The sequence below is a fragment of the Paenibacillus lacisediminis genome, from assembly GCF_046567315.2.
Genome location: NZ_JBKIAX020000017.1, coordinates 56,534 through 73,426, shown reverse-complemented (window position 1 = coordinate 73,426; position 16,893 = coordinate 56,534). Strand labels below are relative to the sequence as shown.

The 16,893-nt window shown below is 53.0% G+C and carries 17 protein-coding genes and 1 other annotated feature; of the genes, 15 read left to right on the top strand and 2 right to left on the bottom strand.

Features of this window, described 5'->3' with window-relative positions; translation table 11 throughout:
* Nucleotides 1-70 precede the first annotated feature (70 nt).
* From ACLD72_RS25545 to ACLD72_RS25485, 13 genes are all read left to right on the top strand, one after another.
* Nucleotides 71-892 (top strand): segregation and condensation protein A, encoded by an 822-nt coding sequence (locus ACLD72_RS25545; RefSeq protein WP_411001317.1) that lies wholly within the window; start codon nucleotides 71-73, stop codon nucleotides 890-892.
* Nucleotides 861-1,493 carry an SMC-Scp complex subunit ScpB gene (gene scpB / locus ACLD72_RS25540; RefSeq protein WP_251586487.1) on the top strand — a complete coding sequence of 211 codons (633 nt, stop codon included), beginning with the start codon at nucleotides 861-863 and terminating at the stop codon, nucleotides 1,491-1,493. Before ACLD72_RS25545 ends, scpB begins: the two co-directional genes overlap by 32 nt.
* 418 nt (nucleotides 1,494-1,911) lie before the next feature.
* Entirely contained in the window at nucleotides 1,912-2,592 is a 681-nt protein-coding gene (locus tag ACLD72_RS25535) for a DUF2953 domain-containing protein (RefSeq protein WP_411001319.1), read from the top strand.
* Nucleotides 2,565-3,068: a GerW family sporulation protein gene (gene ytfJ / locus ACLD72_RS25530; RefSeq protein WP_411001321.1), complete on the top strand. Its 504-nt coding sequence runs from the start codon at nucleotides 2,565-2,567 to the stop codon at nucleotides 3,066-3,068. Before ACLD72_RS25535 ends, ytfJ begins: the two co-directional genes overlap by 28 nt.
* Nucleotides 3,069-3,192: 124 nt before the next feature.
* Entirely contained in the window at nucleotides 3,193-4,356 is a 1,164-nt protein-coding gene (locus ACLD72_RS25525) for a D-alanyl-D-alanine carboxypeptidase family protein (protein WP_411001400.1), read from the top strand.
* A 51-nt stretch (nucleotides 4,357-4,407) separates the two neighbouring features.
* On the top strand, nucleotides 4,408-5,043 hold the full coding sequence (locus tag ACLD72_RS25520; protein ID WP_251586480.1) for a nucleoside recognition domain-containing protein: 636 nt from the start codon (nucleotides 4,408-4,410) through the stop codon (nucleotides 5,041-5,043).
* A gap of 6 nt (nucleotides 5,044-5,049) precedes the next feature.
* Entirely contained in the window at nucleotides 5,050-5,583 is a 534-nt protein-coding gene (locus tag ACLD72_RS25515; RefSeq protein WP_411001323.1) for a spore maturation protein, read from the top strand.
* Between the two features lie 127 nt (nucleotides 5,584-5,710).
* Entirely contained in the window at nucleotides 5,711-6,463 is a 753-nt protein-coding gene (locus ACLD72_RS25510) for a pseudouridine synthase (RefSeq protein ID WP_411001324.1), read from the top strand.
* A gap of 148 nt (nucleotides 6,464-6,611) precedes the next feature.
* On the top strand, nucleotides 6,612-7,139 hold the full coding sequence (locus tag ACLD72_RS25505) for a redoxin domain-containing protein (RefSeq protein WP_128634157.1): 528 nt from the start codon (nucleotides 6,612-6,614) through the stop codon (nucleotides 7,137-7,139).
* 18 nt (nucleotides 7,140-7,157) lie between these two features.
* Nucleotides 7,158-8,834, top strand: coding sequence for a cytochrome c biogenesis protein ResB (gene resB, locus ACLD72_RS25500; protein WP_411001325.1), 1,677 nt, complete (start codon nucleotides 7,158-7,160; stop codon nucleotides 8,832-8,834).
* Nucleotides 8,831-10,093, top strand: coding sequence for a cytochrome c biogenesis protein CcsA (gene ccsA, locus ACLD72_RS25495; RefSeq protein ID WP_411001327.1), 1,263 nt, complete (start codon nucleotides 8,831-8,833; stop codon nucleotides 10,091-10,093). The genes resB and ccsA overlap by 4 nt, the downstream gene beginning before the upstream one ends.
* A gap of 62 nt (nucleotides 10,094-10,155) precedes the next feature.
* Complete coding sequence (locus ACLD72_RS25490; protein WP_128634154.1) at nucleotides 10,156-10,872, top strand: response regulator transcription factor; 717 nt, start codon at nucleotides 10,156-10,158, stop codon at nucleotides 10,870-10,872.
* Nucleotide 10,873: 1 nt separating this feature from the next.
* Nucleotides 10,874-12,310, top strand: a complete 1,437-nt coding sequence (locus tag ACLD72_RS25485) for an ATP-binding protein (protein WP_411001329.1) — start codon at nucleotides 10,874-10,876, stop codon at nucleotides 12,308-12,310.
* An 82-nt stretch (nucleotides 12,311-12,392) separates the two neighbouring features.
* Here the strand turns inward: ACLD72_RS25485 and serA are convergent, their stop codons facing one another.
* Entirely contained in the window at nucleotides 12,393-13,982 is a 1,590-nt protein-coding gene (gene serA, locus ACLD72_RS25480; protein WP_411001401.1) for a phosphoglycerate dehydrogenase, read from the bottom strand.
* A 288-nt stretch (nucleotides 13,983-14,270) separates the two neighbouring features.
* Nucleotides 14,271-14,497: a binding site (T-box leader), on the bottom strand.
* Nucleotides 14,498-14,687: 190 nt separating this feature from the next.
* Nucleotides 14,688-15,596, bottom strand: a complete 909-nt coding sequence (locus ACLD72_RS25475; RefSeq protein ID WP_411001331.1) for a hypothetical protein — start codon at nucleotides 15,594-15,596, stop codon at nucleotides 14,688-14,690.
* A 71-nt stretch (nucleotides 15,597-15,667) separates the two neighbouring features.
* On the opposite strand from ACLD72_RS25475, the gene ACLD72_RS25470 reads away from it, so the two are divergent.
* A complete protein-coding gene (locus ACLD72_RS25470; RefSeq protein ID WP_251586470.1) occupies nucleotides 15,668-16,261 on the top strand; it encodes a CPBP family intramembrane glutamic endopeptidase in 594 nt (197 codons plus the stop codon).
* Nucleotides 16,258-16,653 carry a hypothetical protein gene (locus ACLD72_RS25465; RefSeq protein WP_411001333.1) on the top strand — a complete coding sequence of 132 codons (396 nt, stop codon included), beginning with the start codon at nucleotides 16,258-16,260 and terminating at the stop codon, nucleotides 16,651-16,653. The genes ACLD72_RS25470 and ACLD72_RS25465 overlap by 4 nt, the downstream gene beginning before the upstream one ends.
* Nucleotides 16,654-16,893 lie beyond the last annotated feature (240 nt).

Sequence of the window (16,893 nt, the reverse complement as noted above, 5' to 3'; positions counted from 1 at the left end):
TAATGTAGTACTCTAATCGACGTTAGGGTACTACTTTTTTCATTTTTAAGGTAAACTTATTTACATATGTATGGTTACGGGTGGAGGATGTTCATTGACGACAGTATTGTACAAGCTGGAGACCTTCGAGGGACCGCTGGATCTGCTTTTGCATTTGATCGATAAGGCGGAGATCGACATTCAGGATATTTCCGTCAGCGAAATTACGGATCAGTACCTCGAATATTTGCAAGATATGCAGGAGCTTGAGCTTGAGGTGACGAGCGAGTTCCTGGTGATGGCGGCGACGCTGCTGTCGATGAAAAGCAAGATGCTGCTGCCCAAGCCGCCCGTAATCGAATTTGACGATGATTTCGCTTATTTGATGGAGGATGAGGAGGACCCGCGGGAAGAACTGATCCGCAAGCTCATCGAATACCGCAAATATAAGGAAGTCGCCGGGCATTTGCATGAACGCGAATGGGAGCGGAGCCTGATCTTTTCCAAGGAGCCCGAGGATTTGACCCCGTTTATGCCCGAGGTGGTAGAGAATCCGGTTAAAGGGCTGCATGCCGCCGATTTGATCGCCGTGTTCCAGAAAGCGCTGCGGCGGGCGGCCAAGCGCAATACGGTAGCGCGGATTCACCGTGATGAAATATCGGTCAAGGACCGGATCAAGGACGTGGTGTCGGCCCTCCAGGAGCTTGGGAAGGGCGGAAGGCTGCTGTTTTCGAAGCTGCTGCATGACGGGATGTACCGGCATGAGATCGTCGTGACCTTTTTGGCGGTGCTGGAACTGATGAAAATGAAGCAGATTGTATGTTATCAAAACAGATTGTTTGATGATATTGTCATGGAGTGGAGAGGGGAAGGAAAGATCGATGAATTTTCAGGAATTGAAATCGATTATTGAGGGATTGCTGTTTCTGGCCGGGGAAGAAGGCCTCAGCTTGAAACAGCTGGCCGAGGTAACCGAGCAGCGGCAGGAGCTCGTCGCCGACGCGCTGGAGGACATGAAGTCGTCGTTCGAGCGGGCCGGAAGAGGGCTGCAGATCGTGCAGATCGCAGGCAACTACCAGCTGGCGACGCTGCCGGAGCACGTTCCGTATTTCGAGCGTCTGGCTTACTCTCCGTCCCGTTCTTCCTTGTCTCAGGCGGCGCTGGAGGCACTGTCGATCGTCGCCTACCGGCAGCCGATTACACGGGTTGAAATCGAAGAAATCCGCGGTGTTAAATCGGAAAGGGCTATCCATACCTTGGTGAACAAGGATCTGATTGAAGAGGTGGGGCGGGCGGAGGCCATCGGCAGGCCGATTTTGTACGGAACAACCAAAGCGTTTTTGGATTATTTCGGGCTGGCGAGCCTGGGCGACCTGCCGGATTTGGCCGATTTCGAAAGTCCGGAGCAATTGGAGGAAGAAACGCAACTGTTGTTTCAAAAGCTGGAGGAGCAGCAGCTTACGATCGATGACGTGGACGGCGAAGAAAGCGCCGGATCCAAGGAAAATTTTTGAAAACAGGCCGATTAAAAGGTGGCTTCACCTTTTGAACGGCCTGTTTTGACAGGAGTATAAGAGGAATCATGGGGCTAAGGGACACCAGAGGCGTTATCCGAGGAAAAATGGAGGTTTGCAAAATGTAACGGACCCAGACGACTCTATTTTCCCAGAATCGGCCCGATTAAGCTCGTTTAAAGCGAAATAGCGTCATATGAGTTCGTTAGGCTGGGAAATACCCGGGAAATGGGCGGATAACGTCGCTGGTGTCCGTTAGAGCAGCGTCCACAGATAATACCCTCCAATCGCTCAAATGTAGAAGTCAGAGCCATAAAAGGATGCCGTCAGGCGTTTTTCTTAGTTCGCGAATTTTTTCCTGTCCGGAAAGGCATACTACTATGGAGAATTTTATTTGATAGGTATGGAGGGCTTTCCCGTGTGGATTTGGCTCGGAGGCATCCTGATCCTGCTGCTGCTCGTCATTTTTTTGATATTGATGTCCAAAGTCCGCCTGCGTTTGTTCATCCGGAAAGTGAACAGCGACGATACGATAAAGCTCGATATAACGATGCTATACGGGCTGATATCCATGCACTATCAGGTGCCTTCCATCCTGTTAAAAAATTGGCGGGAAGGGCTGGAGATCGAGCAGGAACGAAGCGAAAGCATGATACTCGATTCGTCCAGCAAAAAGCAGAGTGTCGACAAGGATAAGGTAAATTCGTGGATCGACAATTTTGAGCGATTGATGAGGACAACGAAAGGTTTAAAAAAATGGTTGAGCGCAACGCTGCGCCAGGTTACTTTTCAAGGATTGGAATGGTCCACGAACATCGCGTTGGATAATGCCGCCCATACGGCGACCCTAACAGGAGCGCTGTGGGGACTCAAGACGACCCTGGTGGGATGGCTGTCCCATTATGTCTCTTTACAACAAAGGCCTAAGCTGTTTGTCGTTCCCGTCTTCGGCAGCAAGCCGTTATTTTCCACAGAACTCAGCTGCATAGCGGAAATTCGCTGCGGTTATGCTATATATGCAGGACTGGTACTTATAGTTCGCGTGTTAAAAGTGAAGGGAGGAGTGAAAAAATGGCTGACCATCCTATCCAAGGGTTAATGCAAACGGCGATGGAAAACATCAAGGAAATGGTGGATGTCAATACGATCGTCGGCGAGCCGGTACAAACAGCGGACGGCGGAGTTATTTTGCCGATCAGCCGCGTCGGTTTCGGATTTGCCGCCGGGGGCAGCGATTTTAACGTGGACGAAAAGAACGGGGCGTCATCCCACGAAGGGGGCAAACTCCATCCGTTTGGCGGCGGCAGCGGCGGCGGTGTCTCAATTAATCCGATCGCCTTCCTCGTCGTTGGGAAATCGGGCGTTCATATCGTTCCATTGGACAACCAAACCCATCTGGTGGAAAGAATCATCGATGCTGTTCCGGGGGTCATCGACAAAATCCAATCCATGTTCCCGGGCATCAACACTGCAAATGGGGGCATGATTACGGCCCAAACCGCTCAAGCAGCCCAAACCGCTCAGGCCGGCATGAATGCGCCGAATGCGAACCCAGCCGTTAATCCGTTTGCTTGATCGGCCGATCCTTTCCGGGACATCCGGAAGGGGTCTTTTTTTGGCGGGAAGCTTGGACATACTCCCTCTTTCCGCCGCATATAGTTAACCAAGAACTCGCTACATAATACCGGAGGAATCTATGATGAGGAATTTATCACGATCCCGCGTGCTGAGAAGCTTATACGGAAAAGTGGCGGGGATATTGCTTTTGCCGCTTTTGTTGCAAACCGGGGCGGCTCAGGCTGCTCCATCCGAAACCGAGCCGCCAATTCACGCTCAAGCGGCGGCGTTGATTGACGTGACTTCGGGGCGGATTTTGTACAGCCTTGAAGGGGACAAGGAACTGCCGATCGCAAGTTTGACCAAAATCATGACCGCCATTGTTGCGATTGAGCACGGGAAGCTGGAAGATACCGTTACCGTCGGGCCAAACGCCTACGCTAAAGAAGGGTCGTCCTTGTTTTTACGGTTGGGCGAAGAGATGAGCCTGGAAAATATGCTGTACGGCCTGATGCTCCGCTCGGGTAATGACGCCGCTACGGCGATTGCCGAGCATGTCGGCGGTTCCGAGGAAGGTTTCGTGTACCTGATGAACGAAAAAGCAGAATTGCTGGGCCTCACGCATTCGCATTTTCAAAATCCGCACGGGTTGGATGCGAAAGGCCACTACTCTTCGGCGAACGATTTGGCCAAACTGACGGCCTACGCGCTCAAAAACCCGCAGTTTAAGGAAATCGTCCGCACGCCAAGCAAAAAGGCGCCGAATCCTAACGATCCCTGGGATTATAAATGGCTGAACAAAAACAAAATGCTTCGCTTCTACGAAGGGGCGGATGGCGTAAAAACCGGGTATACGAAAATCGCCAGGCGCTGCCTAGTCAGTTCGGCGACCAGGGCCGGCCAGCAGCTGGCGGTCGTTACGTTAAACGATGGAGATGATTGGAGCGACCACCGGAAGCTGCTCGATTACGGGTTTGCAAATTTTCCGCTAACGAAAATCATCGAGGAAGGCCAAGCGGTAAAAAGCGGATTGATTACGGGAACCGGCTTCAGCTACCCGCTGGCCGAAAGGGAAAAAGGGAAAATCGAAAGAAGGCTGAAGCTCAGTTCGCTGTCCACCGCTTCATTTGGTTACCGGGGAAAAATCAGTTTGATGCTGGACGGCAAAGAAATCGGCGCCGTCCCTGTTTATGAACAAGGGGCGAGCAAACCGTCTACAGACCAGGCAAGCGATACCTTAAAATTTCCGGAAGCCTGGGGCGGGTCGTTCAAAAAGGTAATCCAAACCCTGCTGCTGGCCGAATGAAACGGCTGCTCCTGCAGGGAAGGTAAAATGGGCAGGGGAGGGGAAACCGCTATGGTCAATAAAATATGGCTTGCACTTATTTTGATCGGATTTGCGTTTGCGGCCGCTAAGGGGGACATCGGGACGGTGACGCAGGCCGCCTTTGACGGGGCGGCAACGGGGGTAACGGTCTGCTTTGGATTAATCAGCGTGCTGGTGTTTTGGCTTGGCATTATGCGGCTGGCGGAGGATTCCGGCCTCGTCAAGGCGATCTCGCGCCTGCTTGGCCCAGTGGTCGCCTATCTGTTCCCGGATGTGCCGAAGAACCATCCGGCCATGGGATACATTTTGTCCAACATGAGCGCCAATTTGCTGGGCCTCGGCAACGCCGCCACCCCAATGGGAATCCGGGCCATGCAGGAGCTGCAGCAGCTCAATCCCGACAAAGAAACGGCGTCGCCGGCGATGTGTACGCTGCTCGCGCTGAACACCGCGAGCATCACGCTGATTCCAACGACGCTGATCGCGATCCGGATCAATTTTCATTCGGCGAATCCGGCCGAAATCGTCGGCTCCACCTTGCTCGCCACCGCGATTGCCACCGCGGCCGCCATTGTGGCGGACCGCTGGTACCGGAGGCGGAGCCTGCGCAGGACGCCGCCGCAGTCGCCCCCGTCTACACCGTCTACGATACCGCTGGAGAGGTGATGCCGCTTGCTGGATTGGCTTAACGTGGTATCCGCCTGGGCGGTGCCGGTGATGATCGCTTTTATACCGTTATACGCTTATTTCAAAAAAGTGCCCGTTTATGAATCATTTGTTGACGGGGCCAAGGACGGGTTCTCGACCGCGATCGGCATCATCCCCCATCTCGTGGGCATGATGGTGGCGATCAGCGTGTTCCGCGCTTCGGGGGCGCTGGACATGTTGGTCGGCTGGATGGCACCGCTGCTCACGCGGTTGAATGTGCCGCCCGAAGTGCTCCCGCTTGGCTTCCTGCGGCCGCTGACCGGAACCGGGTCGCTCGCATTTACGACCGACCTGATCAAAACGTACGGCCCGGATTCGATGATCGGCCGCATCGCCTCGACGATTCAGGGAAGCACGGATACGACGCTGTATGTGCTGACGGTTTATTTCGGCGCGGTCGGCATCAAAAACGGCAGGTATGCCCTTAAAGTCGGCCTGTTTTCCGATGTGGTCGGGTTTGTGGCCGCGATCGTCGTTTGTTTGCTGCTGTTCGGATGATTCGATGAAGCGAGGGCCGTTCATGGCGCTTTCCAAGCTGCCGAGGGCGGCTTTTTTCTGCGCGCGCGGCGGCTATTGTGATTTTGTGCTTCTATAGGTATCATGTGATATGAGGTGACTATTGATTATGGAAAGATTGCAGAAAATATTGGCCGGTGCGGGCGTGGCTTCCCGCCGTAAATGCGAGGAACTGATTTTGAGCGGCAAGGTGCAGGTGAACGGCGAAACCGTTACGGAGTTGGGCACCAAGGCCGACCCGTCCGTTGATGCCATTACGGTCGACGGCAAACCGATCGGCGCGGAAAAGAAGCTGTATCTCGTATTCAACAAACCGAAAGGAGTTATTACGAGCGCTGCGGATCCGCAAGGCAGAAAAATCGTCACCGATTATTTAAAAGGCGTCAAGGAGCGGGTTTATCCCGTAGGACGGCTTGATTACGATACCGAAGGGCTGCTGCTCCTGACCAATGACGGGGAATTCGCCCATTTGCTGACGCATCCGAAACACCATGTGCCCAAAACTTATCATGCCACGGTCAAAGGAGTGCCGCACGGCAGCGACCTGGACAAGTTGAAGAAAGGAATCATGCTTGAGGACGGCATGACGGCTCCGGCCGAGGCGGAGTACCATGACGTCGATCCGGAAGGGAAGTTCGCCACCATCTCCATTACGATTCATGAAGGCCGAAACCGCCAGGTGCGGCGCATGTTCGACGCGATTTCCCACCCGGTGACCAAGCTGAAGCGAATTTCGTTCGGCGATCTGTTTCTCGGCAATTTGAAGCGGGGCCTGTATCGCCACTTGACCAAAGAAGAGGTCGACAGCCTCTACAAACAAGCCCGCAGCGCCTCCCCTACCCCTGCTCCCAAACGCAAATAGTGCGGCGATATTGCCGCGCTTTTTTGCGCGTCACATAATATTCATAATTCCCACGGCTGAAATTGTGGCAATTTTCGTTATAATGTTCATAGAGTGTTCACGATTTGTTCATCACTTTATGATTATGCTCATAGAAAGGAAGTTTTTGATGGGAAAGGCGAGACGGCCGATTCAGATCGTGATATTAGCGCTAATCGTGATCCTTGGCGGTTATGCGATCAGCAACGCGGTGTTTGGCGATGACTCCGGCAAGCCCGTCGTAGGGGAGAAGCCGCCGGCGTTCAAGCTGCTGGGGCTCGACGGCAACGTACATACGCTTGACGAGTACAAAGGCAAAGCGGTGGTCATCAATTTCTGGGCGACCTGGTGCACGTATTGCGTTAAGGAAATGCCCGCCTTGCAGACCCAATGGGAAAAGTGGAAAGATCAGGATGTCGTTATTCTGGGGGTCAATACGGGGGAAGACGAGATGACCGTAGAAAACTTCGTCAAGCAGACCGGCGCCGGATTTCCTATTCTATTTGACAGCGACAACAAGGCGGTGCGCGATTATGGCATCGTGCCGATGCCAACGACGTTTTTTGTGGACAAAAAAGGAAAAATTGCCTCCATCCATCAGGGCGAGCTAAACCTCGACACGCTGGACGATCAAATTGCGCAGCTGGTTAACCCTTGATAGGAAAGGAGGAGAACGATGGCGTTCATCGAAAATACGAAATGCGAATGCGGCCACCAGAACCGGGTCGGCACTGTGCTTTGCGAATCATGCGGCAAACCGCTGCAGGACGACGGAGCTCCCGGGGAACTGCTGGAAATGCGCTACGACGGCGTGGCTAGAAGGTCGCAGCGGGCGAACCCGAATTTCATCGACCGGATATGGAATTTTTTCTCCTCGGTGAAAGTTGCGGTTTATCTGATCATCATCACGCTGATCAGCGCCAGCCTCGGCACGATCTTCGAGCAGGAAAGCAATTTTATCAATTTTGATCCTTCCACCTTCTACAAAAATAAATACGGAACGATCGGCGAGATCTATTACAGGCTGGGCCTATCGCACACGTACGAATCGTGGTGGTTCATTCTGCTGCTGGTGATGATCGGATCCTCCCTCGTCATCTGCAGCCTGGACCGGGTGCTGCCGCTTTACAAAGCGCTTTCAAAACAGAAGGTCCGCAAACACCTGGAGTTTTTGACCCGGCAAAAAATCGTCTACCAGGGCCAAATTGGCGAGGACGGCAAGGCCTGGGTTCAGCGGGCGGTTCAGCCGCTGCGCAAAAAACATTACCGCGTCCATACGGACGGGGATGCGCTGCTGGCCGAAAAACAGCGGTTCAGCCGCTGGGGGCCGTATGTCATCCACATCGGGTTGATTATTTTTTTACTGGCCGTATTGTTCCGCGGACTTCCGGGACTGCACATGGACAAACACTACTGGTTCCCGGAGGGAGAAACCACCCGGATTCCCGATACGAATCTGTATTTGAAAAACGAAAAATTCACGGTGGAATATTACAGTGAGGATGAAATGTCGGACGACTTCAAAAAAACCGGCAAAATCGTCCCGAAGCTGTACGAAACGCAGGCCACGTTGTATGAATGCACCGCCGATTGCGACGATCCCTCCAAACAGCCGAAGCTCAAGGAGGTGGAGCGGCATGCGATCCGGGTCAACGACCCGCTGAGTTATAAAGGCCTGAAGGCGTATCAGTTCGATTTCGATCTGACGCCGAAGCTGCGCTCCGTGCAGCCGGTGCTGGTGGACAAGGTTACCGGGGAGCAGTACGGGAAATTCAAGCTGGAGATGAAAAATCCGCAGCGCGAGTTTAAGCTGGGGCCTTACACGCTGGAGCTCCAGAACAAATACATGGAATTTTCCCTGAACGAACAGGGGCAGCCGGTCTCCTTGTCCGGGGAGCCCAACGCGCCGGCCTTTTTATTTTTGGTCAAAGGTCCGGATTTGCCTAAGGAAGGCGCGCAATACATTTACTTCCCGAAGCAGGTCGACAAGGAACGCTTCCAGCAGGATGCGATTAACGAGAAGCTGGGCGGACTGCAGAACAAGCTTGCAATTGATGTTCTCGGCATGGAGGATGTCGATTTCATCAGCGCCTCCAGTTACTTGAACATCCGCGTCGACCGGGCCATGCCATTTGTCTGGCTGGGGCTGGCGATCGTTATGCTTGGGCTTGTTCTCGGATTCTACTGGCAGCACCGCCGGATTTGGCTGCGTGTGGACGGCGGCAAGCTGACGCTGGGCGGCCATACGACGAAAAACTGGTTTGGCATGCGCCGCGAAGTGTCCGCGTTTCTGAAAGCGATGGGCATCGATGTGGATGAGAAGTCATTGGAAAACGGAGGGGAACGTCCATGATATTTTTGGAAATCAGTAGAGCAGCCTTTATGATCGCTTTTTTCCTGTATTGCGCTGCCTTTATTTTTTACATCGTTGCCGTGACCGGAAAAACGTGGAGAAATCGCGACCCGAAGCGGCATGAGCAGAAGTGGGGCGGCCTCTCGTTTGCGACATCCTCGCTGGGCCTCATTTCGCACCTCGTCTATTGCGGAACGCGCTGGGCCTACAGCGGACATGTGCCGGTCAGCAATATGTACGAGTTCATGACATTTTTGTCGATGATGATTATGATCGCCTTTACGGTCGTCTTTTTGATCTACCGCAAAATTTTGCTCGGCGTGTTTGCGCTTCCGCTGGCGATTATCATTATGGCTTATGCCGCCGTGTTTCCGCAGGAGGTTCAGCCGCTGATTCCATCGCTGCGTTCCATTTGGCTGTATATCCATGTCACGCTGGCGGCAACGGGGGAATCTTTTTTTGCCGTCGGGTTTATCGCCGGATTAATGTATTTGCTGCGGGTCATCGATTTTAGAGGAACCGGTAAATCCGCGCGCCGGCAAAAACGATGGATTGAATTTACGTTTTTTTCGATTATGATAGTAGTGGGCTTTCTTGTTTCCGTATTCGCTTTCCGGGCCGCCGGATACGAAGCGGTATTCATACAAAATGAGACAAAGATTGACAGCCAAGTACAAGTGGATAGTACAATAGGAAAAGAAGTTTATCAGCTTCCGCCGATCGTAGCACCGTATGATAGCGAACCCGAGCAAATCAAACCGTTTTTGGGAATGGTACAGCCTTTGTTCGAGGCCCCTTCCTGGATGAACGGCGCCAATGCCGGACGCAAGCTGAATACGATCCTCTGGGCAATACTAACGGGTGCGGTGCTTTATGTACTGATTCGTGCGATCCTTCGCAAACCGCTCGCTCAGGCGCTGGCTCCGGCGGTGCGGGCCATCGATCCGGACGATCTGGATGAAATCAGCTATCGGGCGATTGCGATCGGGTTTCCGATCTTTACCCTGGGCGCGCTTGTGTTTGCGATGATCTGGGCGCAACAGGCTTGGGGAAGATTTTGGGGTTGGGATCCGAAGGAAGTATGGGCCCTGATTACATGGCTGTTCTACAGCGCGTATCTGCACCTTCGTTTATCGAGGGGCTTCCAAGGCCGCCGGGCTTCCTGGCTAGCGGTTTTGGGTTTCCTCGTGGTCATGTTCACGTTGGTTGGGGTTAACCTGGTTATCGCCGGCCTGCATTCTTATGCGGGCACCGATTAAATATTAGCAAATCAAAAGGAAGCTCACGCGCACTAGGTAAGAAGATGGAGGGGTTGTTGTTAATGTCAGATGAAACGAACCGCATTCTGGTAGTCGACGATGAGGAGCGAATCCGTCGGCTGCTTAAAATGTATTTGGAAAAAGAAGGCTATGAAATCGATGAGGCCGAGGATGGCGAAACGGCTTTGAAAAAAGCGACGGTCAATGACTACGGCTTGATCGTACTAGATGTCATGCTGCCGGGAATCGATGGTGTCGAGGTCTGCAGCCGTCTGCGGCAAGTCAAATCGACGCCGGTGCTGATGCTGACGGCCAAAGGTGAGGAAATCAACCGGGTTCAGGGATTTGAGGTAGGCGCCGACGATTACGTCGTTAAGCCGTTTAGCCCCAGAGAGGTGATTTACCGGGTGAAAGCGATCATGCGCCGCGCCTCAGCGACAGCCTATTTGTCCAAAGAAAGCGGGACTAGCAACAATATCGTGTTTCCTCATCTCGTCATCGAGCATGACGCTCACCGGGTTACGGCAAGCGGTCAGGAAGTCAGCCTCACGCCCAAAGAATATGAGCTTCTGCATTATTTGGCGGTTTCCCCGGATAAGGTGTTTTCCCGGGAGGAGCTGCTGAAGGACGTTTGGAACTATGAGTTTTTCGGCGATCTGCGGACGGTCGACACCCATGTGAAGCGGCTGCGGGAGAAACTCAACAAGGTTTCGCCGGAAGCGGCGGCGATGATCACGACCGTATGGGGCGTCGGCTACAAGCTGGAGGTCGCGAAGTAAGGTGAACTTCTGGAGAACGCTGGTCGGTAAGCTTTGGATTACGATAACCTGCCTCGTTGCATGTGTGTTGATGCTGATGGGCCTGTTTCTGCTGCCCTACATCGATACGAATTTCACTAATTCCGGAGCCGTGAAGAGACTGTTTGTCATCGTCGCGATGATCGGGTTCTCGCTTACGACGTTTTTTGCGTTGTTTCTGTTCACAAAAATCACGCAGCCGATGCAGAAGCTGATTCAGGCTACCGATTCGGTGCGCAAAGGTAAATACGATACGCGCCTTTCGCTGAGAACGAGCGATGAAATCGGCGAATTGGCAAATACATTTAACCATATGGCGGAAGAACTGGAAAATACGATCCGCAGCCTGAAGCATGAGAAGGAGCATTTGTCCAGCGTGCTGCGCAGCATGAATGATGCGGTGATTACGCTGGATCGGGAAGGCTCCGTGATATTGACGAACCCGCCGGGAGATCAAATTCTCAGCGAGTGGGGAGATTTGGATGAAGAAGATGCCGACTTCGAAATAGGTGGAAGAGAAGCCGGAGGAAGGTTGGCGCCGCAGCCGCTGCTGCCGATGTTTCGCCGGGTGCTTGACCAGGAAGGCGACCAGCGCATGAACGTTCATGTCTTGAAGGGCGTGTGGTCGGTCCATATGGCCCCCTTGTCGTCGGACGGGGAAATCCGCGGCGCGGTCGCCGTCCTGCGCGACGTCACCGAAGAGGTGCGCCTGGAGAAAATGCGCCGGGATTTTGTGGCCAACGTCTCGCACGAAATTCGCACGCCGCTGTCCATGATGCAAGGGTACAGTGAAGCGCTGCTTGACGGGATGGCGGCCTCCCCTGAGGAAAGCGCGGAATTGGCGCGGGTAATCCATGAGGAATCGCTGCGAATGGGCCGGCTTGTCCACGAGCTGCTCGACCTTGCCCGAATGGAAGCGGGCCATACCGATATGAAGAAGCGGCCGATCGATTTTGGCGAGCTTGCCGAGCGGGTGTACCGCAAGTTTATGGTCCGGGCCAAAGAGAATGGCATCAATCTGAAGCTTGAGCTAAGCGAAGGCCCGCTTCACCTGGAAGCGGACGAGGACCGGATGGAGCAGGTACTCACCAACCTGCTGGACAACGCCTTCCGGCATACGCCGGAAGGGGGGACGATCGGCATTTTGGCAGCTACTCGGGATGGCGAGTCCGGCAAAGAGCTGCACGTTTCGATTCATGACAGCGGTGTAGGGATTCCAAGCGACGATCTGCCGTTTATTTTCGAGCGCTTTTACAAGGCGGACAAAGCCCGCGTACGAGGCGAAAACGGAGGGACGGGTCTCGGCCTTTCCATCGTCAAAAACATCATTGACGCCCATCACGGCTCGATCCGCGCCGAAAGCGGCGTCGGCAAAGGCACCGCCTTTCATATCGCGCTCCCTGTCGAAACGGGACAATAATCGTAAAAAGAAAAACATCCTTCGCGTGCGAAGGATGTTTTTTTGTTGAATGCCGCAGATAAATCTTGTTCACCGTGGAACATTATTCAAAAATGATTTGCAGCGCTTTATTCAGCTCGGGCAGCTTCGTCAGATCGTCAAGCACTTCTTTCGTCACGGCCTTGTCTACCGTCAATACCATGATCGCTTCCCCGCCGACCAGCTTGCGGCCAACCTGCATGGAGGCGATGTTGACGCCGTTTTGGCCGAGCAGGGTGCCGACGTTGCCGATAATCCCCGGTTTGTCATTGTGCGAAATGAAGATCAGATGTCCTTCCGGAGCAACGTCCACCGGGAACTTGTCGATTTGCACGATGCGGGCTCCGTAACCGTTAAGCAGCGTGCCGGCGATCCGGCGTTCCGCGCCGTCCTGCGTTTTCAGGGTTGCGCTGATCAGGTTGGTGAAGCCTTTCGTCGCCGAAGCTTGAGAAACAACCACGTTGATGTCGCGGACCTTCGCCAGATGCATGGAGTTGACGATGTTTACGTCGCTGCCGAAATGGCGGGACAACACGCCTTTGATGATGTAGCGCGTAAGCGGCTGCGTATCCCCCTCGGCCAGGTCGCCGGCGTAATCGACGTGAATTTCTTTGACCGCCTGGTTGTTAAGCTGGGACAGGAATACACCGATTTTTTCGCCAAGCTCGAAATAAGGCTGCAGCTTGTTCATGACACTAGGCGCGACCGGCGGCATGTTGACGGCGTTCTTAAACGGCTCGCTGCGCAAAATGTGCAGCACCTGCTCCGACACGTCGATCGCGACGTTTTCCTGAGCCTCCACGGTGGAAGCGCCGAGGTGAGGCGTGACGATGATTTTCGGATGGTGCAGGAAAGGATGATCCGCTTCCGGCGGTTCTTTTTCGAAGACGTCAAAGGCGGCCCCGGCCACAATCCCTTGATCAATCGCTTCAACGAGCGCCTGCTCGTCGACGATGCCGCCGCGGGCGCAGTTGATAATCCGCATGCCTTTTTTCATCACTTCAAATTGCGGACGGGCGATCATGTGCTTCGTTTCCGGCGTAAGCGGAGTGTGCACCGTAATGAAATCGGCATTTCTGACGATGTCGTCAACCGTGGCCAGCTTGACCCCAAGCTTCTCGGCGCGATCTTCCGTCAGGAACGGATCGTAGCCCAAAATCTCCATGCCGAATGCTTTGGCGCGTTTGGCGACTTCGCTGCCGATCCGGCCCATGCCAAGCACACCGAGCGTTTTGTTGCGCAGCTCAACGCCGAGGAACTTGCGATCCCACTGGCCCGAGATCGTTTTGGCGTAGGCCTGCGGAATGTGGCGGGCGAGCGCCATCATCATGGCGAAGGCGTGTTCGCAGGTTGTGATCGTGTTGCCGTCCGGCGCGTTAATGACGATGATGCCGCGTTTGGTGGCCGCCTCCAGATCGATATTGTCGACCCCAACCCCGGCGCGGCCGATCACCTTCAAGCGGGCTGCGGCGGCCATGATTTTTTCGGTGACTTTCGTTTGGCTGCGTACCAGCAATCCATCATACCCGGCGATGATCTGTACAAGCTCGTCCTCGCTAAGTCCCGTTTTCTTCTCGACCACGATGTCGTCTGCATCAACCAGTTGCTGAATCCCCATGTCGCTGATCGGATCCGATACTAAAACTTTAAACATGTTTTGGCCTCCTAAAAGTTTTGTATAGCAAGGCTTCCCTGAAAGTTCGTCGTACAAAACTCTCTTCGGAAGCATAAGCTTAAGTTTTGTATAGCAAGGCTTCCCTGAAAGTTCGTCGTACAAAACTCTCTTCGGAAGCATAAGCTTACGGTGATACATTAGCGCTTTTTTCCGTTACTGCAGAAAAGGATGAAGATAATGGGTTGCGGTCCCAAAGAGGTTCATGCCGGGCTAAGTTAAAGGCACGCGGGCATTAAAAAAACTCCCGATCCGCACACTACTTCCGTAGTAAGGGACGAGAGTTGTTCGTGGTACCACCCTAATTCGCTGTTCCTTCGCAGAAGCAGCCTCATTTGTCATCGCTGACAGACTGATAACGGAGTTCACCGACTGCGCCTACTGAAAGTTCAACGCAGTGACTCAGGATCGCTAAAGTTCATCGTTTCGCTACCGGTTCGCAGCACCACCGGCTCTCTGGGAGCTTTCCGACAACTTCCTTCCTTCAAAGCCTTTCGTCAAATGTAATTTTTCATAATGTAACACGCCCCGCCGCAAGGTGTCAACTACTTCCCGGATAAATGATGGCAAAAGCCCGCGCCGCATTCCGGGGGCTTTTGCCAAACTTGAACCCGGATGCTTTTTTGGTTATGATTTTACTAATGTCGAAAATCGTCTGTTATCCCCCGGGAATAGCCGATTTTCCTGTCAGTATTCCGTGAAAATAGGGAGCTCGGGCAGCAGCTCGGACGCATAATACGACGATTTGAAGCGGGAAAATTCATCCCCTTTGACGGCTTCGGTTTCTGTGACAATTTTCACAATAGAAGACACAGTTTTAAGATTTAAAGCCTCAGCTCGGCCGCTTTTGATCATCTGGTCAATTTTTGCGGTCATGTCTTGGGGAAGGTAGGCTTCATACCTCTTTTCGCTCAGCATCATATCGGCCACCGCTTTGTTTTTGACGGCTAAAGGATATTTGGACCATTCCTGGGCCGGGATGTTTGCTTTATAAGCGAACGTGGCCGGAATTTGGCTGTTCGTCTTCGCCGTCCATTTGAGAATCGCTGAATAAAAGTTGTTTTGCGCCTCAAGCCCGAAGTTTACCGCTTCAACGGTGAACTCGTTTTGTTTCAGCGCAGCCGCGAGCTCGGCTCCTTTTTTGTGTTTTACCGCTCCGGCGCTTTGGTTGAACAGCTTCAAGCTTTTCAAATAGTCGGTTTGCGCCTCCTTCAGCAAAGGAGAAGAATCGGTTATGTATTGGGCTGCAATCTGCTCATACCCACGGTCGGCAATTTCACGGATCTCCTTCAGATAATCGCTTGATTCGGATGACGATGCGTCCTGTTCCAATAGCTCCAGGCGGGAAAGATAGGCTTCCTTAAACTGCTGATACGGCTGAAAAACAACGTAATAAAAAGAGACCAAATCCTGCTGCTGATAGGAGACGGACGTTTCCTGCCCTGGCGGTACGACCTTCAGGTACGCGTATTTTGCTTCGATTTTGTCCATGCCCGTCTGAAAGCCCCATAGAAACGTGCCGATTGCGACGATCAGCGTGAACAGAAAGCCCATGATAAAGAGAGCTTCCTTACGGGTATTTTTTTTGCTATTCATTATGAATTCCTCCTTACAAATGGTTTTGAATAGGCTAGAATAATAATAAAGGACAGGGATTGACAAAAACTATGAAAAAATTCAAATTCGGCAAGGTGAAGATCCAGAAAGTCGATCCCGGGCAGCTGGACGATCGGTTGCTTTTGATCAATTTGTATTTGACGCAAGGGCTTACTTTATTTATCGGCTTAATCATCATTTTTTTTCAAAAAAGAAATCCGCTATCTTTGCTGGCCTTGCCCGAGCATGCCGAATTCCTCTATTGGAGCCTGGGCCTGGCCGGGGTGATGTTCGGCGCAGATTTTCTGCTCTCCCGGTTTATTTCGGAGGAGAGCATGGACGACGGGGGGATCAACGCCAAGTTGTTCCGGGGACGCCCGATTTGGCATATTGCCGTCATTTCGGCGATGGTCGCCATCTGTGAAGAACTGCTGTTTCGCGGAGCGATACAGCATGGCATCGGCGTCTATTGGACGAGCATTTTGTTCGCCGCGATCCACGTCCGCTACCTGCGGCACTGGATTCCGACCGGCTGGGTATTTGCCAGCAGCTACGGGTTAGGATTTATATACATGCAAACCGGTACATTATGGGCACCGATTGTATGCCATTTTCTGATCGATTTTGTATCGGGATTAGTGATTAAATTTCGGAGGGAGACATGAGCGAACGTTTGAGCCGATTGGAGCGTTACAGTCGCGGCAGATCGAAAACAACACTAGAAAATCGCCGGACCCGGGTTCATCGCGAGGAGAAAACCGAAAAAAGCCGGAAAAATCGCGGTGCGCGGGCCCAGAACACCACAGCCGCGGAGGTTTCATTCGAACGGCCGCCGTTGAAGACGGCGGTTCCGCCAGCAAGGGCGACACCCTCTTTGATCGGGAAAGAGCAGGACGTGATGGAGCTGCCCGCCCGCAGGGAAGTGTTTCCATCGCAAAGGCTAAAATGGACAAGATGGTTCTTTAACTCGCTATTATACATGTTTGTCATCATTTTAGTTTTTTTATTGTGGTGGGGAATCAGTGATTCGCCTTGGGGCCAAAGCAACGGCTTATGAGGCGGCGAGCGGCTTGTCTGTAATTTGCGGGGAAATCAAATGTACTTTTGCATTTGGTCACGTCAAGTGAATCTCTAACGGACACAGTTGACGTTATTTGCCCATTTCCCGGGTATTTCCCGCTCTAACGGACCCTGAAGGCCTTATTCAGCTTAAATGAAGGCCATTCGAGCAGATTTGAGCGTAATAAGAGCTTCTGAGTCCGTTACAAAATGGGAACCTCTGTTTAAGGCTAGTTAG